This is a genomic window from Cutibacterium avidum 44067 (genome assembly GCF_000367205.1).
Taxonomy (GTDB): Bacteria; Actinomycetota; Actinomycetes; order Propionibacteriales; family Propionibacteriaceae; genus Cutibacterium; species Cutibacterium avidum.
Genome location: NC_021064.1, coordinates 1,932,120 through 1,951,952, shown reverse-complemented (window position 1 = coordinate 1,951,952; position 19,833 = coordinate 1,932,120). Strand labels below are relative to the sequence as shown.

Annotated in this window: 19 protein-coding genes; 15 read left to right on the top strand and 4 right to left on the bottom strand. The window is 64.6% G+C overall.

What is annotated here, in order from left to right; translation table 11 throughout:
* Positions 1–6 precede the first annotated feature (6 nt).
* From PALO_RS09035 to PALO_RS08975, 14 genes are all read left to right on the top strand, one after another.
* On the top strand, positions 7–837 hold the full coding sequence (locus PALO_RS09035) for a sugar phosphate isomerase/epimerase family protein (protein ID WP_036910025.1): 831 nt from the start codon (positions 7–9) through the stop codon (positions 835–837).
* Between the two features lie 59 nt (positions 838–896).
* Positions 897–1,793: a proline dehydrogenase family protein gene (locus PALO_RS09030; protein ID WP_036910023.1), complete on the top strand. Its 897-nt coding sequence runs from the start codon at positions 897–899 to the stop codon at positions 1,791–1,793.
* A gap of 65 nt (positions 1,794–1,858) precedes the next feature.
* Complete coding sequence (locus PALO_RS09025; RefSeq protein ID WP_201764015.1) at positions 1,859–2,629, top strand: CPBP family intramembrane glutamic endopeptidase; 771 nt, start codon at positions 1,859–1,861, stop codon at positions 2,627–2,629.
* 44 nt (positions 2,630–2,673) lie between these two features.
* Positions 2,674–3,705 (top strand): aspartate-semialdehyde dehydrogenase, encoded by a 1,032-nt coding sequence (locus PALO_RS09020; RefSeq protein WP_004810524.1) that lies wholly within the window; start codon positions 2,674–2,676, stop codon positions 3,703–3,705.
* A complete protein-coding gene (gene proC / locus PALO_RS09015; RefSeq protein ID WP_015583285.1) occupies positions 3,702–4,493 on the top strand; it encodes a pyrroline-5-carboxylate reductase in 792 nt (263 codons plus the stop codon). Before PALO_RS09020 ends, proC begins: the two co-directional genes overlap by 4 nt.
* Positions 4,494–4,628: 135 nt before the next feature.
* Positions 4,629–4,730 (top strand): 30S ribosomal protein bS22, encoded by a 102-nt coding sequence (locus PALO_RS12090; protein WP_002550589.1) that lies wholly within the window; start codon positions 4,629–4,631, stop codon positions 4,728–4,730.
* 18 nt (positions 4,731–4,748) lie between these two features.
* Complete coding sequence (locus PALO_RS09010; protein ID WP_015583284.1) at positions 4,749–5,093, top strand: glutaredoxin family protein; 345 nt, start codon at positions 4,749–4,751, stop codon at positions 5,091–5,093.
* A gap of 123 nt (positions 5,094–5,216) precedes the next feature.
* Positions 5,217–6,932 carry a bifunctional uroporphyrinogen-III C-methyltransferase/uroporphyrinogen-III synthase gene (locus PALO_RS09005; protein WP_015583283.1) on the top strand — a complete coding sequence of 572 codons (1,716 nt, stop codon included), beginning with the start codon at positions 5,217–5,219 and terminating at the stop codon, positions 6,930–6,932.
* A 77-nt stretch (positions 6,933–7,009) separates the two neighbouring features.
* Positions 7,010–7,678 carry a histidine phosphatase family protein gene (locus PALO_RS09000; protein WP_004810532.1) on the top strand — a complete coding sequence of 223 codons (669 nt, stop codon included), beginning with the start codon at positions 7,010–7,012 and terminating at the stop codon, positions 7,676–7,678.
* Complete coding sequence (locus PALO_RS08995) at positions 7,675–8,244, top strand: TlpA family protein disulfide reductase (protein ID WP_004810534.1); 570 nt, start codon at positions 7,675–7,677, stop codon at positions 8,242–8,244. Before PALO_RS09000 ends, PALO_RS08995 begins: the two co-directional genes overlap by 4 nt.
* Before the next feature lie 47 nt (positions 8,245–8,291).
* On the top strand, positions 8,292–9,002 hold the full coding sequence (locus PALO_RS08990) for a cytochrome c biogenesis CcdA family protein (RefSeq protein ID WP_051048757.1): 711 nt from the start codon (positions 8,292–8,294) through the stop codon (positions 9,000–9,002).
* Positions 9,002–10,603: a cytochrome c biogenesis protein ResB gene (gene resB / locus PALO_RS08985; RefSeq protein WP_021108296.1), complete on the top strand. Its 1,602-nt coding sequence runs from the start codon at positions 9,002–9,004 to the stop codon at positions 10,601–10,603. The genes PALO_RS08990 and resB overlap by 1 nt, the downstream gene beginning before the upstream one ends.
* A complete protein-coding gene (gene ccsB / locus PALO_RS08980; protein WP_015583280.1) occupies positions 10,600–11,493 on the top strand; it encodes a c-type cytochrome biogenesis protein CcsB in 894 nt (297 codons plus the stop codon). Before resB ends, ccsB begins: the two co-directional genes overlap by 4 nt.
* Positions 11,480–12,943 (top strand): GerMN domain-containing protein, encoded by a 1,464-nt coding sequence (locus PALO_RS08975; protein ID WP_015583279.1) that lies wholly within the window; start codon positions 11,480–11,482, stop codon positions 12,941–12,943. Before ccsB ends, PALO_RS08975 begins: the two co-directional genes overlap by 14 nt.
* 3 nt (positions 12,944–12,946) lie before the next feature.
* Here PALO_RS08975 and PALO_RS08970 read toward each other — a convergent pair whose 3' ends face one another.
* The 4 genes from PALO_RS08970 to PALO_RS12525 all read right to left on the bottom strand — a co-directional run bounded on the left by PALO_RS08970 (position 12,947) and on the right by PALO_RS12525 (position 17,812).
* Positions 12,947–13,741, bottom strand: coding sequence for an SDR family NAD(P)-dependent oxidoreductase (locus PALO_RS08970; RefSeq protein ID WP_015583278.1), 795 nt, complete (start codon positions 13,739–13,741; stop codon positions 12,947–12,949).
* Between the two features lie 23 nt (positions 13,742–13,764).
* On the bottom strand, positions 13,765–15,288 hold the full coding sequence (gene ilvA, locus PALO_RS08965; protein WP_004810545.1) for a threonine ammonia-lyase, biosynthetic: 1,524 nt from the start codon (positions 15,286–15,288) through the stop codon (positions 13,765–13,767).
* 11 nt (positions 15,289–15,299) lie between these two features.
* Positions 15,300–17,177 (bottom strand): dihydroxy-acid dehydratase, encoded by a 1,878-nt coding sequence (ilvD, locus tag PALO_RS08960; protein WP_015583277.1) that lies wholly within the window; start codon positions 17,175–17,177, stop codon positions 15,300–15,302.
* A gap of 191 nt (positions 17,178–17,368) precedes the next feature.
* A complete protein-coding gene (locus PALO_RS12525) occupies positions 17,369–17,812 on the bottom strand; it encodes a hypothetical protein (RefSeq protein WP_050796917.1) in 444 nt (147 codons plus the stop codon).
* Positions 17,813–18,390: 578 nt separating this feature from the next.
* Here PALO_RS12525 and PALO_RS08950 point away from each other — a divergent pair.
* Complete coding sequence (locus PALO_RS08950) at positions 18,391–19,791, top strand: mycothione reductase (RefSeq protein ID WP_015583275.1); 1,401 nt, start codon at positions 18,391–18,393, stop codon at positions 19,789–19,791.
* Positions 19,792–19,833 lie beyond the last annotated feature (42 nt).

The following is a 19,833-nucleotide window of genomic DNA, read 5'->3' as shown; positions in this document are numbered from 1 at the left end:
CCTCGGGTGACGTTGTCGACGACCTCGGTCTATCCCGAGTCGACGGCCGATGCCTTCGCCCGCGCCAAGGCCATTGGTTATGACGGCGTGGAACTCATGGTCGGCATCGACCCGGTTGCCGCTGATGTCGACCGAATCGTCGAGTTGTCGGCAGAACACGACGTCAAGGTGTGGTCGATTCACGCGCCATGCCTGCTCGTCACCCCGAATGTGTGGGGCGGCGACTCCTGGGGCAAGCTGGACAAGGCCGCCGAGGCTGCAGGACGACTTGACTCCAAGCTCATCGTCGTCCATCCGCCCTTCCGCTGGCAGCGCGACTATGCGAGCCGGTTCGAGGAAGGCATCGCCGAGCTCAACGAGAAATACGCCCCACTGGTTTTTGCCGTGGAGAACATGTACCCGTGGCGTACCCCAGCGGGTCGTTTCGCCGCATACCTGCCGGGATTCGACCCCACCAAACTCAGCTACGACCACCTCGTCCTGGACCTTTCCCACGCCGCCACGGCCCAGATGGACTCGCGAAAGCTCGTGGACCTGTGGGGGCCGCGACTGCGTCACATCCACCTCACCGACGGTTCGGGCACCTTCAAGGACGAGCATCTTCTGCCCGGCCGGGGGAATCAGCATGCCTGGGAGGTCGTCGAGCGTGCCGTGGCTGGCGGGTTCAACGGTGACATCGTCCTCGAGGTCAACACCCGTAAGCTCTCCGGCCAGGGGGCTGGGCAAGGTGCCCGGTTCGAGGCACTCTCCGAAGTCCTGATGCAGACCCGTATGGCCGTTGACCGTGGCATCTTCGCGCGTCGTGACACCGAGGCGCGGCAGGAGGCCCATCAGTGACCGAGAATCGACACGATTTCCGTGGCGGGGCCCTGCTTGCATCGGGTCGACGTCTCGCGATGCAACTGGCGATGGATCCGACCATTGCCGACGAGGTTTCCCAGTCACGGCTGGCCCGTGAGATCGCCGCGACCTATGTCGCTGGTGAGGACGTCGGGACAGCCATCGAGAAGGCTGCCGACCAGGTGTTCAAGGGTCTGGACGTCAGCCTGCATCCCCTCGACCCCGCCGCCGTCGACGTCGCCCAGGCTCGCCGGGCGACGGTCGGGCTGTGCGAAGTGATCGAGAGGCTCGGTGCCGATCCGGCGTTTGGTGGCCACAGCGAGGTCTCCATCAGCCTCGCGGCTCTTGGACTGCGAGTTGACGACGAGCTCGCCCGGGAAAACGCCAGGCAGATCTGCGATATCGCTCGCGACAACCACGTCGCCGTGACGGTGGACGACGAGGGCCCGGACATCCATGATCGTTCCCACCGCATCGGCATGGACCTGCTGGAGGACTACGAGAACACCGGCATCGTCATTCAGGCGGCCCGCCACGATTCCCTCACCCAGGTGAGGGAACTGGCCGCTCCGGGGAGGCGCATCAGGCTGTGCAAGGGTTCCTACACCGGCCCTCGTTCGGTCACCCTGATCCATCCCCATGACGTCGATCTGAGGATGGCGGCATGCCTGCGTGCCCTCATGACCGGCCCCTCGACGGTGATGCTGGCCAGCCATGATCCGGTCTTCGTCGCCCTGGGCGAGCAGCTCATGGCGAGTCTGGATCGGTCCCTGGAATTTCAGATGCTGCAAGGAATTCGTCCTCTCGAGCAGCGCAGGCTGGTGGACATTGGCCACCGGGTGAGGGTTTATCTGCCCTATGGCCGTGATTGGTACCGGTACTGCACTCGACGGATCGTCGAGAGACCGGGCAATATTTGGCTGTTCGGAAGGTCGCTGGTGGAGAGGCGTTGACGATGTGGAATGGCAGGGGCACCGTCCCCCCTCGCCGGTGCCTGGACGAGACCCCTCGCCGGGGAATCATGGGGGACCACTTGGCGGATCGGCGCCTGCTGTGGGAGACGATCTTCCTCCTGGCCGTCAGCCTGGGGCAGTCCGCGTGGTACTCGATTCTGCGAATGATCGAGAGACTCACCCGCGGTGTGCCGATGGATCAACAGGCCTCGAAGCTCAACTCCTCGGTGACCCCCGGGCGTCCCTGGCTTGATCTGCTCTACCAGTTGTCTGACATCGTCTTCGGTGTCGCACCGGCCCTGCTGGCTCTGCTCCTGCTCGCCCAGGTCAAGCCCCCTCGCAAGGGTGTTCGTCACGCCCTCGGTCTGCAAGGGCCGGGGTGGGGACAGGATGTCGGCGCCGGAGCGATCCTGGCCGTCATCATTGGCATTCCCGGGCTTGGTTTCTACCTCGCCGCTCGCGCACTGGGGCTGAACACGACGGTTCAGGCCTCCCAACTGCAGCATGTGTGGTGGATGGTTCCGGTACTCATTGGTCTGGCCCTCATGAATGCGGTCCTGGAGGAGACCGTCATGGTCGGCTACCTGTTCACGCGGTGGCGTCAGATCGGGTGGTCGACGACGATGGTCATCGTCGTCTCAGCCGTCATTCGCGGCACCTACCACCTGTACCAGGGCTGGGGTGGTTTCCTCGGCAACATCATCATGGGTCTTTTCCTGGGATGGGTCTTCTCCAAGAGACGTCGACTTCTGCCCCTCATCGTGGCCCACGTCTTCCTCGACACCGTCTCCTTCATCGGATACGCCTATCTGGTCGGTCACGTCAGTTGGTTGTGAGTCCATTCGGACACTGCGCGGACCTGTCGTGACATGCCCCTACCATGGGCGGCATGAAGCTTGGAGTCTTCGGAGCCACTGGACAGGTCGGTCGGGTCATGCGCACCTTGCTGGCGGAGCGTCATTTCCCCGCTGACAAGGTGAGGTTCTTCGCCTCTGCCCGTTCGGCCGGCCAGAAGTTGCCATGGGAAGACGGTGAGGTCGTCGTCGAGGACACTGCGACGGCTGATTTCTCAGGCCTTGACATCGCGATCTTCTCCGCGGGTGGCGGTACCTCTCGCGAGTTCGCTCCCAAAGTGGCTGCTGCCGGGGCCGTCGTCATCGACAACTCCTCGGCCTGGCGACGCGACCCTGACGTCCCGTTGGTCGTCAGCGAGGTCAACCCCGAGGACATCGCCAAGCGTCCCAAGGGGATCATCGCCAACCCGAACTGCACGACGATGGCGGCCATGCCGGTGCTCAAGCCGCTTCATGACGCTGCCGGACTGACCCGTCTCGTCGTGGCCACCTATCAGGCGGTCTCCGGATCGGGCGTCGCCGGAGTGCGCGCCCTCACCGAGCAGACCGCAGCCATCGACGGCCCCTCTGCCCTGGCCCTGGACGGACGGGGAGTACCGGTCGATGATTTCGGGCCCTACGTCGCGCCGATCGCCTTCAACGCCGTCCCGGTCGCTGGCAACCTCGTTGATGACGGCACCGGCGAGACCGACGAGGAGCAGAAGCTGCGCAACGAGTCGCGCAAGATCCTCCACATCCCGGATCTGCTGGTCGCCGGAACCTGCGTGCGGGTGCCGGTGTACAGCGGCCACGGGCTGGTGGTGCACGCGGAATTCCGTGACGATCTGAGCCCCGAGAAGGCTACCGAGCTGTTGGTGAAGGCTCCGGGTGTCAAGGTCGTCGACGTCCCGGATCCTCGCTCTGCCGCCGGAACCGATCCGTCCCTGGTCGGGCGTATCCGCCCTGATCAGTCCGCCCCGGCAGGCAAGGGGCTGGTGTTCTTCTGTTCCGCGGACAACCTGCGAAAAGGTGCCGCCCTCAATGCCGTGCAACTGGCCGAACTGGTGGCTGCCGAATGAGCGGGAAGGTTGCGGTTCTGGGCTGCGGGACGATGGCTGGAGCCCTCATCGGTGGGCTCATCGACGCCGACACGGTCAAGGCTGACGATGTCGTGGCGACGGCGCGCTCGGAGTCCCACCGCGACGAGATCGCCAGGACTCTGGGCGTGAAGACCACGGCGGACAACGCCGAGGCTGCCCGTGACGCTGACCTCATCATTCTCGGCGTCAAGCCCTATGCGGCCGCCGGAGTGCTGGAGGAGGTCGCGGATTCCCTCAAGGATGACGCGATCATCATCTCCATCGCCGCCGGTGTCACCACCGAGAAGTTGCTCGCTGCCTGGCAGGGCAATGTCGTCCGCGTCATGCCCAACACCCCCGTCCGAGTGGGCAAGGGCGCGTTCATCGTCAGCCCGGCGCCAGGTGCTGAGGAGGCCGGCGAGAAGGTCGTCGAGATCTTGGGTACGGTCGGGAGGGTCGTCGAGGTGCCCGAGAAACTGCATGATGCCGCCACGGCCGTGTCGGGCTCCGGCCCGGCCTACGTCTTCCTGGTGGCCGAGGCAATGATTGACGCTGCTGTCGCCATGGGACTGCCGCGCGACCAGGCGAGCCAGCTCACCGTCGCCACCCTGGCCGGCTCGGCCGAGCTGTTGGCCGGAGATGAGCACCCGGCAGTGCTGCGTTCCGAGGTGACGAGCCCCGGCGGGACCACCGCGGCGGCCCTGGCTGAGTTGGAAGCCGGGGGGCTGCGCGCCACTTTCGCCGATGCGATGACGGCATGTCGAGACCGTGCGGCGGGCGTGTCCTGACGGGTCAGCGCGGCGTTTTTGGCTCGATTGCAGATCACAGCGTAAAGTAATCCTTTGTCCGCCTTGTCGGTGGGCCGAGAACTTCGCACCCACCCGGGTGCACCAAACTTCCAGTTCCAACGAAAGAGGTTGACCGTGGGATCCGTGATCAAGAAGCGTCGCAAGCGCATGGCGAAGAAGAAGCACCGCAAGCTGCTCAAGAAGACGCGTATTCAGCGTCGTCGCGCCGGCAAGTGACGCTTCGGGCGGTTGTGCATGTGGCGACGACATCGGCATGACACGACTGCCCCTCGCAGCGGTGAATCACGGCCCCTCGACCCGCCGGTCGAGGGGCGCGTCGTTGTTGTCACCCGCCAGGGGTGTCATCTGTGCGATGAGGTCATCGAACTCGTTGCACAGATGAGAAAGGATCACTGCGATCTCGTGCCTGAGCCGACGATCGTCGACGTCGACACCGATGAGGACCTGCGCTCCCGCTGGGGCGACCACGTCCCGGTCACCTTCGTCGACGGCACCCTTATTGCCTACTGGACCCTTGACGCCGACACCTTCATGTCGGCCTTGTGTGATGGCCCCACTCTTCCGGCGGTGCTGCCCTGACAGTCGGAACGTCCAGCGGGCGGGCAGGTTTGCACGTTGCCCCGCAGACCAGCACTATTGACTTCAATGCCCAATGTTGGAGCACACCGCCCGGCATGGCGGCAGACACCGGAAGGACTCCAGATGACTGACGAGGCTCTCCAGCCGACGCCACAGCCGGCCGGTGATCTGGGCACCGCGTCGGCCCAGGCCAGGGTGCAGTTCGTGGGTACTGGCCCAGGAGATCCGAATTTGTTGACCCTGGGGGCCGTTGACGCCATCAATCGCGCTCAGGTCATCGTCATTTCGTGCCCAGGACACCGCATTCTGCTCGGCAGCGACTTCCTGGAGCTCCACTCCGACGTCAGGATCGTCTCGGCTGGTAGCCCCGACGAAGAGGCAGCCGTCCTGCCCAGCCAGCCCGGAACGGGCGCACCCACCCCGGTCAAGGTCGCGGAACACTGCGCCGACGTCACCGCCACGATCATTGATGCAGCCTCCCAGGGACTTGAGGTCGTCCGTCTCGTTAGCGGGGACCCCTTCCTCGATGGCGACATCGGTGCCGAGGCCGCTGCCGTGGCCCGCGCCGACCACGACGTCGACGTCGTTCCCGGTGTCACCGGGATGACGGCAGTTCCGGAGTACGCCGGTCTGGCCCTCCATGGCCATGACGTCCAGCTCATCGGTGACGCCGCCTGTCAGCGAGACATCGCGGGCAGGGGATCGACCTGGTCGGCCAACGGACTCGTCGTCGTCAACACTTCGGCTGGCCGGGTTAAGGAGGTCGTCAAGCATGCGGTTGCCTCTGGCCGCAACGAGGACGAGCCGGCAGCCCTCATCTGCCACGGCGCAACGACCCAGCAGACCACCCACACCACCACCCTCGGCGAGCTGCCGCAGACCGCCAAGTCCGCTCGGCTGGCCGACGCCGAGCTGATTCACATTGCCATCGGCAAGGTCGTCGAGGCTCCGGAGCGCGAACAGCTTGACTGGTACGAGTCCAAGCCGCTGTTCGGCTGGAGGATCCTCATCCCGCGCACCCGCGACCACTCCGCGACCCTGCCCTCGCGTCTGCAGAGCTACGGCGCTCACTCCCTCGACGTCCCGACGATCTCGATGGAACCTCCGCGTACCCCGCAGCAAATGGACAAGGCCATTCGCGGTCTCGTCGAGGGACGCTACGAGTGGGTTGTCTTCACCTCCGCCAATGCCGTGCGGGCCGTCTCCGAGAAGCTGGAGCAGATCGGTTTGGACGCCCGCGCTTACTCGGGTCTGCGCATCGCAGCCATCTTCGAGTCGACGATCAACGCTCTGGCCGAGTGGGGAGTGCGACCTGACCTGGTGCCGTCCGGGGAGCAGTCCACCCGCGCCCTGGCCGCAGTGTTCCCGGCCTTCGACGAGGCCCTTGACCCCATCAACCGAGTCTTCGTGCCGCGTGCCGACATTGCCACCGAGTCCCTGTCGGCCGACCTGTCCGAACTGGGCTGGGAGGTCGAGGATGTCGTCGGATACCGCACCGTTCGTGCCGCTCCGCCGCCAGCCGAGACCCGCGAGGCCATCAAGACCGGCAAGTTCGACGCCGTCGTCTTCACCTCCTCGACGACTGTGCGCAACCTCGTCGGTATCGCCGGCAAGCCGCACAAGCACACCGTCGTCGCTGCCGTGGGCATGCGCACTGCCGAGACCTGCCGGGAGCACGGTCTGACGGTCGACGTCATCGCCCCGGAGCCGACTGCGTTGAGCCTTGCTGACGCCCTCGCCGATTTCGCCGCGAAGCGTCGTGACGACATGGTCGCCAAGGGCCTGCCGGTCGTTCGGCCTTCCCAGCGCAAGCGTCGGGGCCGTCACCCATCACGCTGACGCTGACACAGCCCTATGACGTAGGGTCATGGGCAGAGGCGGGCTCTGCGGTCCGCGAGGTATCGGAAGGGGAGACGATGGGTGCCACGACGACCGTCCACCTGCTGCGTCATGGTGAGGTCGACAACCCGACCGGGGTCTTGTACGGGTGTATGCCTGGATACCACCTGTCACCACTGGGACGACGAATGGCCGCTCGTGCTGCCGAGCATTTCGCTGGTGTTGAGTTGTCCGCCCTGGTGAGCTCCCCGCTGGAGCGCGCCCGGGAGACGATGGCCCCCATCGCCGCTGTGCACCCGGAGCTCGAGGTGCGTGTCGATTCCGACGTCATCGAGGCGGCCAATGTCTTCGAGGGGCAGGTCTTCGGCAAGGGCAACAAGGCTTTGCGCAATCCTCGTAACTGGCGTCATCTGTCGAACCCGTTCACCCCGAGCTGGGGAGAGCCCTACGTCGAGATCGCCGAGCGAATGACCCGGGCGATCATGCGTGCCGCCGAGGAGATTCCTGAGGGCGGACAGGCCCTCGTCGTCTCCCATCAGCTGCCGATCTGGATTGCCCGTTGCGCAGCTGAGGGGCGACATCTTCCCCACGATCCGCGTTCCCGTCAGTGCACCCTCGCCTCCGTGACGAGTTTCGGTGTGCTCGACGGTCGCATCGTGCGCGTCGATTACTGCGAACCGGCCCGCGACCTCATCCCGGCCAAGGACCGTCGGGCCAACATCTCCGCAGGTGGTGCACGGGAGTGAGGACTCGGCTCATCACCGTCCTCGCGGTGACAACCCTCATGGTGACCGGGGTCTCGGCGTGCTCGTCGACCTCAGCCAGTGACGACAAGGGATTTGCGGCCGGTGACGGATCCTGGTCGAGGGTTCCGGCCGACAAACGTGAGCCTGCCCCCGTCCTCACCGGCAAGAACCTGGACGGCAAGGAGATCAGCACCGCTGACGCCAAGGGCAAGGTCATCGTCCTCAACGTGTGGGGATCATGGTGCGCCCCTTGCCGTCACGAGGCCCCAGCCCTGGTGAAGGCTACCGGTCGCACCAAGGATGTCGCCGTCTTCTACGGCATCAACACCCGAGACCTGGATCCAGGTCCGGCCCAGGCCTTCTCCCGAGCTTTCGACATCACGTACCCGAGCTTCTACGACCCGGACGGGGCGATGCTTCTCAAGTTCAGCGAGCTGCCTCCCAAAGCCATCCCGTCCACCCTCGTCATCGACCGCAAGGGCCGTGCAGCCGCTCGATTCCTGGGAGAGGTGAGCACCGCCACCCTCGTCCAGGCGATCAATGACGTTGCCAAGGAGAGCCAGTGACACCCCTTGACCTGGGGTCCTGGGCCGCTGAGGCACTGACGGGATCGATGGCCGGAGCGATCCCGGTGGCGGTCTTCGCTGGTGTGTTGTCCTTCTTCTCACCGTGCGTCCTGCCCCTCGTCCCCGGCTACCTCAGCTATGTGACGGGTTTGGGCGCGGCCGACGTCATCGAGGGCCGACGTCGGGCCCGCACCGTGGTGGGCACGATTCTCTTTGTCATCGGTTTCACGGTTGTCTTCGTCGCGACCGGCACGGTCATTGGTACCCTCGGCCGGGCACTCATGGGTCATCGGCGGACCATTGAGATCATCGTCGGAGCTTTGACGATCCTGCTTGGCGCCATGTTCGCCGGCCTTGTACCGCTGGGACGACGCGAACTGCGAATCCATCGCCTTCCCCGAGCGGGACTGGCTGCTGCGCCGATCCTGGGAGTCGTCTTCGGGCTGGGCTGGACCCCGTGCATCGGACCGGCCCTCTCGGTGGTCTACGGACTGTCATTGACCCAAGGATCCGCTGTTCGTGGGGCAGTACTGGCCACCTGTTATTCGTTGGGGCTGGGTATCCCGTTCATCGCTGCCGCTGCGGCTCTGGTGTGGATCGGTCGCACGGTCGACGCGGTACGTGCCCACCAACACGTCGTGCAGCGTGTCGGAGGAGTGCTCATGATGGCCATAGGCGTGCTGTTGGTCACCGGGTGGTGGGAGTCGATAATGGCGATGCTGAGAACCTGGGCGGCCAAGTTCGGGGCGGTGATCTGATGGGTGATTCCGTGAAGGACGCGAAAGTGACGGATCCGAGGAGCTCGACCCCGGCTCGTGGGAGCGGCGGACTCGGTTTCGGCGCATCCATGCGGTGGTTGTGGGGTCAGCTGACGAGCATGAGGACGGCCCTCATCCTGCTGTTCCTGCTGGCCCTGGCAGCCATCCCGGGGTCGATGGTGCCGCAGACCGCAAACAGCGCGATCAAGGTCTCCGACTTTGCCGCCAACCACCCCACCCTGGATCGCATCTACCGGCCGCTGGGGATGTACCACGTCTACACCTCGGTGTGGTTCTCGGCGATCTACCTGCTGCTGTTCATCAGCCTCATCGGCTGCATCATTCCGCGCATCATCAGTCACGTGAAGGCCTTGCGCCGGCAGCCTCCTCGCGTGCCCGCCAGGCTGGACCGGTTGGCAGCCCATGCCTCGACGACCACCTCTGACTCGGCCGAGGAGGTCGACAAGCGAGCCCGGGAGTGGTTGAAAGTCCGACGGTACCGGTTCGTCGTTGACGACGATGGCTCCATTCGTGCCGAGGCCGGACGCCACCGCGAGACGGGCAACCTGATCTTCCACGTCTTTCTGGTTCTCCTGCTCGTTGGTGTCGGTTGGAACACCCTGTGGGGATTCAAGGGAACCTCGGTTGTCGTCGAGGGTCAGGGATTCTCCAACAACATCACCCAGTACGACGAGTTCAAGGCAGGGTCGATGGTCGACACCGACGATCTGGCCCCGTTCTCCATGAAGCTGCGCAAGTTCACAGCCTCCTTCGAGACCGGCACGGTTCAGCGTGGTGCTGCTCGCAGCTTCGACGCCACCGTCGACCTCACCGTGGACGGCACGACCGAGACTCGAGACTTGCAGGTCAATCACCCGCTGCGGATCGGCTCGACCAAGGTCCATCTGCTGGGCCATGGCTACGCCGCAGACGTTCTCGTCCGCGACGGAAATGGCAAGGTCGCCTATTCGGGTCCTGTGGTCTTCCTGCCTCAGGACGGCAACTTCAAGTCCGTTGGTGTCATCAAGGCCCCCGACGCCCGCCCGGATCGTCTGGCCTTCCAGGGATTCTTCCTACCGACCGGCACGATCACGGCTGGTGGCCCGACCTCCCTCTTCCCAGATGCCCTCAACCCGCAGCTGTACCTGACCGCCTGGTACGGCAAACCGGCCGGCGAGACGGGTGTTCCGTCGAACATCTACACCCTTGACACGACCGGCATGACCCAGGTGACGAACGGCAAGGAGAAGTCCCGATTCGTGCTGTCGCCGGGGCAGGGATACAAGCTGCCCGACGGCAGAGGATCGATCCAGTTCAACGGCTGGCAGCGCTGGGCCAAGATCCAGGTGTCCCAGACCCCTGGTCTACCGCTGACCTTCCTGTCCGTGCTGCTCTCAGTGGCCGGTCTGTGCTTGAGTCTGTTCTCACGGTCGCGACGGGTGTGGATGAGAATGACGCCCATCGAGGAGGGCTTGAAGGTGGAGATCGGTGGCCTGGACCGCAGTGACTCCCGATCCGGTGCGGTGGACGATGTAAACTCTCTGCTGGCTGCGGTACACGGAGATAGCATGTCAGGCGACATCAAGGAGGCCCAGTCGTGAGTGTGGAGAATCTGTCGGCCGTCGGTATCGTCACCGCGGCGGTGCTCTACATGCTTGCCTTCCTGACTCACGTCGTGGAATGGGCCAGTGTTCGCGGGGTCGAGCACCCCAGCCACAAGGCGCGGCTGAGATCCGAGACGTGGGGGAGGATGGGCCTCAACCTCACCGTCCTGGGTGCCATCTGCGCGACCATCGGCGTCGTCTGCCGTGGTATCGCGGCACATCGGCTGCCCTGGGGCAACATGTACGAGTTCGTCACCTCGGCGCTGCTCTTCGTCGTCATCGCGTACCTCGTCCTCGTCGCCGTCCGCCAGGTCAGGTGGATGGGCATTGCCGTCACCCTGTTGCTGGCCGTTGGTAATGGTCTGGCGGCCACCGTGTTCTACGTGGCCGTCGCGCCGCTGGTCCCGGCCCTGCACTCGGTGTGGTTCGTCATCCACATTGTCGCGGCTTGTATTGCTGCTGCTGCGCTCAACGTCGGTGCCATTGCCTCGATCATGTATCTCATCTCGATGAACGCCCGGGCGAAGGCTGAGCGGACTGGAATTCCCGTCAGGGGATTGCTCGCCAAGCTTCCTTCCCCGGAGTCCATGGACACCCTGGCCTACCGTGCACATGCCATCGGCTTTCCGATCTGGACCTTCACCATCGCGGCGGGCTCAATCTGGGCTGACTACGCATGGGGTCGGTTCTGGGGATGGGACCCCAAGGAGACCTGGTCCCTGGTGACCTGGGTGGTCTACGCGGCCTACCTGCACGCCCGCTCCACAGCCGGATGGCGCGGACGCCCGGCTGCCATCATCGCGATCATCGGTGTGGCCTGTTTCTGGTTCAACTTCATCGGCGTCAACCTGATCTTCAACGGCTTGCATTCGTATGCCGGCATCTGACATGAAGGGTTCCTTCTCCGAATCCCATGATGATTGGCTTCCCCAGCTCTACCAAGAGGAGTGGGACGCCTTCGTCAGGTTGGCCACCCTGTTGCTGGCAGACCAGCGGGTGGCCGAGGCTGCCGTCATCGCAGCCTTTGTCACCAGTTACCGGCGCGATCCGCGGTTGCATTCCCATCAGCATGCCGTGTCGTATCTGCGCACCGCCGTCGTGAACAAGGCCAGGGGCCGACAACCGGCAGAACGAGACACAACTCCTCCCCAAGCCCCCGACGAGTTGGCGTACTGGTGTCTGCGGGGGCTGCCGGCCCGACAGCGTGAGGTGCTGGTCCTCAAATTCGCGACAGCAGATCTGTCAGACGACGAGATCGCCGAGACCCTGGGCATGAGCGTCAATGGCGTTCACAACAACGAGACGAAGGGTCTGACTGCCATCGGTGAGACGTTGCGTCCTGATTCCCACACGAATCCCGGCCACGCCGATCCCAGGGTCGAGGCGGTCGTGCGCTCGGCCCTGGAAACCATCATGGAGTCGATCCGTCCGAACTCCGGCTATGACGCCATCACCTCTCAGATTTCCCGGAGACCGCGTCGTGGCCTTCCCGCCAACTGGATCGTCGCCCTGGCCTGTCTGGTGGCACTGGGGCTTGGCATTCTGTCCCCCCTGCTGGGCTCGAATCACAGTTCGACGACGAGCGATTCGGAAGCGGCACCTGCTGCCCGAACTCCGCAGGCCAGCGACCAGTCCCTGCCGACCGTTCAGACTGGGTTGGATGTCTTCTACCTGGGTCGTGACGACGGGCTCATCCACCGTGAGCTGCGTGACCTGCCGACCCTCGGCGACCTGTTGGGAACGGCAGTTGGGGCGGTTCTCAACGTCGCGCCCCTCGACCCGAATTACACATCCGGGTGGGCAGCTGGCCAGGTGAACCGGGCATCGGTCAAGGGAAAACGCATCACCATCGACCTGTCGGCGTCCGCCTTCAGCCAGTTCAAGAATGGTGAACAGGTGCAAAGGGCCATCCAGCAGCTCGTCGTGACCGCCACGGCGGCCGTCGGTGACCGCACCGGTGACAAATCGGTGCGAATCCTCGTTGATGGTTCGCCGAACCTACCGATCATTGGCAAGCCCGCCACGGATTTCGTCGACGAAGGTCTTGCTCAGTGCGCCCGGGTATGGGTTGACACGCCACAGGCCGGTGCTGATGTGCCGTCCGGCAAGATCACCATCAGCGGTCTCGCCCAGCCGACGGTTTCCGTCATGACGTACGAAGTGAGGTCCCCCCAGGGCAATCAGATGGTCACCAGCGGGCAGATCAACATCTCGGCCACTGACGGTGACAGGTGGCGCCCGTGGAGCGCCACCGTCACCATACCCAAGGGGGAGTATGACGTGGTGATCCGGGAAGGAAACCGCATCGCTGACGAGAAGGTTGTGACGGCGAAGTAGTCGTCAGATCTTGAGGTATTTCTCCGCCTCAGTCATCACCAGACGCGGTGGCAGGTGTGGAGCCAACCGTGCGACGGCGCGGTTGATGAATCCGTCGATGGCGTAGGGACGATGACGGGCCAGAGCGTCGAAGGCAGTACGCACCACATCGTCGGGCTGACGACGCGTTCCAGCTCCCATCCTCGGCACACCGGCGACGTCGAAGAATCCGGTCTCCGTCGGGTCAGGACAGACCGCCGTGACCCGCACCCCGGTGCCATTGGTCTCGGCCCACAGCGCCTTCGTGAAGGACAGCACGAAGGACTTCGACGCCGCATAGGTGGCGAACTGGGGGATGGGCTGGAAGGCAGCGGTGGAGGCGACATTGATGATCGACCCCTGCTTGGCCGCGATCATGCCCGGCAGCAGCAGACCGCACAGGTGGACGACGGCCTCACAGTTGACCTCTACCTGGGAGGTCTGACGAACCGGGTCGGTCTCGGCGATCCGGCCAGCTGCACCGAACCCAGCGTTGTTGACGAGGGTGTCGATGATGATGCCGCGCCCGGCGATGTCCTCCACCAGGGTCAACCGCTCGGATGCCGAGGCGATGTCGCAGGGACGGACGATGGTGCGGATCCCGTATCGGGTGGTGAGTTTGGTGGCAAGGTCGTCGAGGACGTCTTGACGGCGTCCGGTCAGGACGAGATTGGTTCCGCAGCTGGCCAGGTGACGGCTGAATGCCTGCCCCAGGCCACCACTGGCCCCGCTCACCAGTGCCCACGGGCGTTCGTCGCGAGTCGCATCCTTCTCAGTCATGTCACAAGTCTTCCACGTAGCTCTCAACGCTCCCGGAGGAACATCTGATACGAGGGGGAGTCCGAGACGTCATTCCACGGGTACCCGATGTCGTCGAGGTGAGTCGGCAGGTCCGGGTCGTCAGCCGCACCCTCGAACCCGGCCAGCACCCGACCGGTGTCCATTGCGAAGGAACGGTAGTGGAACAGGGAGATGTTCCACCGGGTGCCCAGGGTGGTGAGGAAGTGGGTCAGCGCTCCCGGCGACTCGGGGAAGACGAAGGAGACGACCTTCTCCCCGACGGAACGTGACGGGTGCCCACCGACCATGTAACGGACATGGGTCTTGGCCGCCTCGTCGTCGGACAGATCGACGACGAGGTGCCCGGCACTGCTCAAGATCTCGACGATCTCGGAGCGTTCGTCGCGATGGGCCAACTGCACGCCGACGAAGATGGCAGCGGAGTCGTCGTCAGCAAGTCGATAATTGAACTCGGTGACCATGCGGTCACCCAACAGTCGGCAGAAGTCCAGGAAGGCTCCCGGACGCTCGTCGATGATGACTCCGAACATCCCCTCGCGACGCCCACCGATCTCGGCGCGTTCTGCGATGTGACGCAGCGACCCGAAGTTGAGGTTCGCCCCGCTGAGGACGGCGGCGAGCTGCTCTCCGTGGACGTCGTGGGCGCGGACGTACTTCTTGAGCCCGGCCAGCGCGACGGCACCGGCCGGCTCGGCGACGGCACGCACGTCGTCGAAGAGGTCCTTGACGGCAGCACTGATTTCGTCGGAGTCGACGGTGACGACGTCGTCGAGATGGTTCTTGAGGATGCGGAAGGTCTCGTCACCGATCCGGGCAACGGCGACCCCCTCGGCGAACAGCGAGACCCGATCCAGGGTGACGGGTTCACCGGCCTCCATTGCGGCTGCCAGACAAGCCGACTCAGCCGGCTCCACGCCGATGATCTTGACCTGGGGCATGAGCTGCTTGACGAGGACGGTGATCCCCGCGGCAAGACCACCACCACCGACCGGTACGAAGATCCGGTTGACGTCCGCCGCCTCCTGGATGAGCTCCAGGCCGATGGTTCCCTGGCCAGCGATGACCATCGGGTCGTCGAAGGGGGCGACGTAGGTCAGTCCCTCGTTCTCGGCCAGTTCGAGGGCGTGGGCCTTGGCCTCGTCGAAGGAATCCCCGGCCAGGACCACCTCGCCGCCGAGCTGGCGCACCGCGTCAACCTTGATCGTCGGAGTGGGTCTCGGCATGACGATCTTGGCCTTGACCGCGAGCCGGGCACCCGAGAGGGCGACGCCCTGGGCGTGGTTGCCGGCCGAAGCCGTCACCACCCCGGCGTGACGCTCCCCCTCGGTGAGGTTGCGCATCCGGTTGTAGGCGCCGCGGATCTTGAAGGAGTGGACTGCCTGACGGTCCTCCCTCTTCACCAGCACGGTGTTGTCGAGGCGTTTGGAAACGTTGGGCATCGGTTCGAGCGGGGTCTTCTCGGCCACCTCGTAGACCGGTGCTCGCAGGACGGCTCGCAGGTATTCCTGGTCACTCCTGACGGACATTGGCGATCCCCTCAGTCAGCCACCGGACGGACCTGGGACAGGTCGCGTACTCCACCGCGATCGGCGGAGGAGGCGAGCATCCCGTAGGCGCTCAGGGCGGTGGAAACGTGACGCGAACGGGCAGCGTGTGGCGTCCAGGCGTCGGTTCCGCGGGCTTCCTCCTCCTCGCGACGACGGGCCAGCTCGGAGTCATCGACGTCAAGGCTGATGGTGCGGTTGGGGATGTCGATGCTGATGGTGTCCCCGTCGCGGGCCAGGCCGATGAGACCACCGGAGGCGGCCTCGGGGGAGACGTGACCGATCGACAGGCCCGACGTGCCACCGGAGAACCGGCCGTCGGTGAGCAGGGCGCACTCCCTGCCCAGGTGCATCGACTTCAGGTAGCTCGTCGGGTACAACATCTCCTGCATACCGGGGCCGCCCTTGGGGCCCTCGTGGCGGATGATGACGACGTCCCCGGCCTTGACCTCCTTGCCCAGGATGCCGGTGACGGCGTCGTCCTGGGACTCGTAGACGACGGCAGGCCCGGAGAAGGTGAGGATTGACTCGTCGACGCCGGCGGTCTTGACGATGCAGCCGCGCTCGGCGATGTTGCCGAACAGCACTGCCAGGCCGCCGTCGGCGGAGTAGGCGTGCTCGATGTCGCGGATGCAGCCGTTCGTACGGTCGGTGTCGAGGCTCGCCCAGCGCGAGGACTGGGAAAACATCTCGGTGGTGCGCACCCCACCCGGGGCGGCCGCGTAGAGCGTGCGGACGTCCTCGCCGGGGTCGGACATGAGGTCGTGACTGGCAATCTCGACGGCCATCGTCGTCGGGTTGCCGTCGGGGGACCACACCGTCGAGGTGGCGGTGTCGAGCAGGCCGCCACGATCCAGCTCGGCGAGAATGCTGAGCACACCGCCGGCGCGGTGGACGTCCTCCACGTGGAACACGGTGGTCGACGGCGCCACCTTGCACAGGTGGGGAACCTTGCGCGACAGGGAGTCGATGTCAGCCATGGTGAAGTCGACCTCGCCTTCTTGGGCGGCCGCCAGCAGGTGCAGGACGGTGTTCGTCGAACCTCCCATCGCGATGTCAAGGCTCATGGCGTTGTGGAACGCCGCCTTGGTGGCGATGGAACGTGGGAGGACGGAGGCGTCGTCCTCGTCGTACCAGCACTTGGCCAGGGAGACGACGGTGCGTCCGGCCGTCTCGAAGAGTTTGCGACGATCCGAGTGGGTGGCCAGCAGGGAACCGTTGCCGGGCAGGGAGAGGCCGAGGGCCTCCGTCAGGCAGTTCATCGAGTTGGCAGTGAACATGCCTGAACACGACCCGCAGGTCGGGCAGGCATTGGCCTCCATGATCTCGACGTCGGAGTCGGCCGCGGTCTCGTCACCGGCGGCGATCATGGCGTCGATGAGGTCGAGCTTGTGCTCCCCGTCGGTCAATGTGGCCTTCCCAGCCTCCATCGGGCCACCGGAGACGAAGATGGTCGGGATGTTGAGGCGCATGGCGGCCATCAACATGCCGGGGGTGATCTTGTCGCAGTTGGAGATGCACACGAGGGCGTCGGCACAGTGAGCGTTGACCATGTACTCCACGGAGTCGGCGATGAGCTCACGGCTGGGCAGGGAGTAGAGCATGCCGTCGTGGCCCATGGCGATGCCGTCATCGACGGCAATGGTATTGAACTCCTTGGGGACGCCACCGGCGGCGCGGACCTGCTCGGCGACGATCTTGCCGACGTCACGCAGTCCGACGTGTCCGGGGACGAACTGGGTGAAGGAGTTCGCGATCGCCACGATGGGATGTCCGAATTCATCGTCCTTGGTACCGGTGGCACGCCAGAGAGCACGGGCTCCAGCCATGGCGCGTCCGGTGGTGCTGGTGGCAGATCTCAGCGTGGGCATCGTGTTTCCCCCTCGGCAATTGCGTACACATGACGACGCCCTCCATCCGGAAGTGGAAGGAGGGCGCGCTGTTGGATTCCGGTGCGTGGTCAGACCGCGCGCCGGGTAATGAGACTCCAACCGTTCATCATGGGTGTGACGCTAGCAATGATCAGAAAGATGAAACGCCGGCCCATATCCTGAGACGCTGCTCAGGGGTGCAGATGCTCCATGAACGGCATGATCGGTGTGAGCAGACCGGTGCTCATCCAGAACATACCGAAGGCCATCGCGAAATCACCCAGGCCGGAGAGGCGAATCGCCAGTGGTTCGGTGGCCACCACATGGCAGGTGGGAACCTTACGTGGGTTCTCGGCCTCGCCGCTGATGGCTCGCCACAGGCCGGCAATGGCCAGGGCCAGCAGGGCGACCATGAGAGGGATCCCGACGACGGCGAAGTCATGCATCGCGGCATTCATGGTCGTCTGCATTCCATGGTCCATGCCGCCGTTCATACCGTGACCCATACCGCCATGGTTCATGCCGTGGTCCATTCCGCCATGATTCATGGTTCCCATGCCGGAGTGCTTGGACGCCGTCATGAGGGAGGACATCTTGCGCATCGCGGCGAGGTGCCAGACCATCGCGGCGAACATGGCGGCATGACCCCATGACGACCACGAGGATCGCCAGGCGGCCATGAAGACCATCCAGGCCGTACAGATGGCGAAGACGACGATCGGAGTGGTTGGTCCGCCAATGGCGGAGACGAGAGGTTTCCACCATGACTTGGGCACCATGAGGATCATGGTGACCGCCATCACGACGTGGACCCATGTGGAGATCTTCGTGACGACGGTGGGCGCCTTGATGGCGTCCCGCACCGACCACACGAGTGACCATGCAAAGAGGATGAGGAGCCCGACGAAGGTGACGGGCGTTGAGGTGAGGGTGAACATTCCGCTCCTGGGTTGGGATCCGGCATCGTGCCGAATCGCGGCATGTCACCGGACCTACAGGGGAGTCAGTGGGCAGCCCTGGGGTGGGTTCTACGAACATGTCCCCGAGGGGACGGGACCGCGGGGGATGGTCCGGTGAATCCGGCGGATCCTGGGTGCGGTCTGGCGATCACCATACATGCCAGATGCGAGAATCAGGGATCCGTGAGGCTGTCATGCGACGCCGGCGGCGGGTTGGGGCGATCTGTCATAGCTCGGGATGACAAACTAGGCTCATGGAGCACTACGACATCGTCGTCATTGGTTCGGGCTCGGGAAACACGATCCTGGACGAGGAATTTGCCGACCGACGCGCCGCCATCATCGACTCGGGCACCTTCGGGGGCACCTGCCTCAATGTCGGCTGCATACCGACGAAAATGTTCGTGCTCCCGGCGGACCTTGCGACCTCGCCGTCCGAGGCAGCCAAGCTGGGGGTCAATCTGCAGTTCTGCGGGGCATCCTTCACCTCCATCCGTGACCGAATCTTCGGACGCATTGATCCCATTTCTCGAGGTGGGCTCGAGTACCGCCAGGGGCTGGAGAACATCGACGTCTACACCGACGAGGCGAAGTTCGTCGATCCCCACACCATCGAGGTCGGGGACACTCGCATCACTGCTGACCAGATCGTCCTGGCGGCAGGGTCGCGCCCGCGTGTCCCTGATGTCCTCGGTCTCGACGGCCCGAGCCTGGCGGGGTCGATCCACACCTCCGACACCATCATGAGGTTGGAGGAGTTGCCCCACCGTCTGGTGATTCTCGGTGGTGGATTCATTGCCGCTGAGTTCGCCCACATCTTCTCCGCGCTGGGATCCAGCGTCACCGTCATCAATCGGTCCGGGAGGATGCTGCGTCATGAGGACCAGGAGATTTCGCAGCGGTTCACCGACCAGATTGGTCACCGCGTGAGGCTGCGGATGTCCGAGGGATTGGTGGGCATCGATCGTGATCCGGGTGGTCACCTCGTGGTCCTGACGGTTGACGGTGACGGGGTCGACTACGACTATCCGGCCGACGTCGTCCTCAATGCCATGGGTCGGGTGCCCAACGGTGACCGTCTCAACCTTCCGGCTGCCGGGGTTGACGTCGACGACGACGGATTCGTGGTCGTCGATGAGCACCAGCGAACCAATGTTGAACACATCTGGGCCCTCGGCGACGTCTGCTCGCACTGGGAGCTCAAGCACGTCGCCAACCACGAGGCCCGAGTGGTGCGCCACAATCTGCTACACCCTGACGACCTGGCCAGTTCTGATCATCGATTCGTGCCTCATGCGGTGTTCTCGAATCCGCAGGTCGCCTCGGTGGGTGCGAGCGAACAGAGTTTGTTGCAGTCCGAGATACCGTACACCAAGTACGTTCAGGAGTACGCGGACGTCGCCTATGGCTGGGCGATGGAGGACGAGGGGCACTGTGTCAAGCTGTTGGGTGACCCGGGGACGAGGACGCTGCTGGGTGCCCACATCATCGGTCCGCAGGCGTCGACCCTCATCCAGGCCTGCATTCAGGGGATGAGCGCCGGCCAGACGGTCGGTGAGATGGCACGGGGGCAGTACTGGATCCACCCAGCCCTGCCTGAGGTCGTTGAGAACGCCCTCCTCGGCCTTGACAAGGAGTTTGACAGCGTCGGGTGATTTTTGGGTGGGGTTATTCCCCGGCCAGCATCGTCGCGGGTT

Excerpts from the sequence above, each read along its gene's own strand:
- PALO_RS09030 (WP_036910023.1), top strand. The coding sequence starts at position 897 with ATGCAACTGGCGATGGATCCGACCATTGCCGACGAGGTTTCCCAGTCA.
- PALO_RS09020 (WP_004810524.1), top strand. The coding sequence starts at position 2,674 with ATGGGCGGCATGAAGCTTGGAGTCTTCGGAGCCACTGGACAGGTCGGT.
- proC (WP_015583285.1), top strand. The coding sequence starts at position 3,702 with ATGAGCGGGAAGGTTGCGGTTCTGGGCTGCGGGACGATGGCTGGAGCC.
- PALO_RS09010 (WP_015583284.1), top strand. The coding sequence starts at position 4,749 with ATGTGGCGACGACATCGGCATGACACGACTGCCCCTCGCAGCGGTGAA.
- PALO_RS09005 (WP_015583283.1), top strand. The coding sequence starts at position 5,217 with ATGACTGACGAGGCTCTCCAGCCGACGCCACAGCCGGCCGGTGATCTG.
- PALO_RS09000 (WP_004810532.1), top strand. The coding sequence starts at position 7,010 with ATGGGTGCCACGACGACCGTCCACCTGCTGCGTCATGGTGAGGTCGAC.
- PALO_RS08990 (WP_051048757.1), top strand. The coding sequence starts at position 8,292 with ATGGCCGGAGCGATCCCGGTGGCGGTCTTCGCTGGTGTGTTGTCCTTC.
- resB (WP_021108296.1), top strand. The coding sequence starts at position 9,002 with ATGGGTGATTCCGTGAAGGACGCGAAAGTGACGGATCCGAGGAGCTCG.
- PALO_RS08975 (WP_015583279.1), top strand. The coding sequence starts at position 11,480 with ATGCCGGCATCTGACATGAAGGGTTCCTTCTCCGAATCCCATGATGAT.
- PALO_RS08970 (WP_015583278.1), bottom strand. The coding sequence starts at position 13,741 with ATGACTGAGAAGGATGCGACTCGCGACGAACGCCCGTGGGCACTGGTG.
- ilvA (WP_004810545.1), bottom strand. The coding sequence starts at position 15,288 with ATGTCCGTCAGGAGTGACCAGGAATACCTGCGAGCCGTCCTGCGAGCA.
- ilvD (WP_015583277.1), bottom strand. The coding sequence starts at position 17,177 with ATGCCCACGCTGAGATCTGCCACCAGCACCACCGGACGCGCCATGGCT.
- PALO_RS12525 (WP_050796917.1), bottom strand. The coding sequence starts at position 17,812 with ATGTTCGCCGCGATGGTCTGGCACCTCGCCGCGATGCGCAAGATGTCC.
- PALO_RS08950 (WP_015583275.1), top strand. The coding sequence starts at position 18,391 with ATGGAGCACTACGACATCGTCGTCATTGGTTCGGGCTCGGGAAACACG.